Below are 369 nucleotides of genomic sequence, written 5' to 3'. Positions count from 1 at the left end.
GTGCCGATGCGCTTAGGGGACACACCCGTTCCCATCTCGAACACGATGGTTAAGACCTAAGCGGCCGATGGTACTATGCTGGAGACGGCATGGGAGAGCAGGTGGGTGCCAGATTAAACAAAAAAAAACCACTTGAAAGAGTGCTTTATATAACTGGTTTTTACCAGTGATTCGTGAGTTTGAGTTGATCGAGCTTTCGAATGACTGATAAACTTCAGTCAAAGCGGTGAAGTTACGAAGGAGCACTTCGAAAACAACGTTTTCTATGCAGCTTGTATCATCGCACACGTACCTTGAAAACCACATATTGAAATATATCTAGATAGAGTCTTTGCAAAAAGACAATATCAAGACATCCGAGGTGTTACA

1 rRNA gene is annotated in these 369 nt (G+C 43.4%); it reads left to right on the top strand.

The annotated features are described in order from the left end of the window. Positions 1-114 (top strand): 5S ribosomal RNA (rrf, locus tag EFT72_RS19050); the annotation flags it as partial. Positions 115-369: the final 255 nt, after the last annotated feature.

This window comes from Clostridium sp. E02 (assembly GCF_003833015.1).
Taxonomy (GTDB): domain Bacteria; phylum Bacillota; class Clostridia; order Lachnospirales; family Lachnospiraceae; genus Lacrimispora.
The sequence above is the reverse complement of the archived record's forward strand: the minus strand, read 5'-3'. Positions and strand labels throughout refer to the sequence as shown.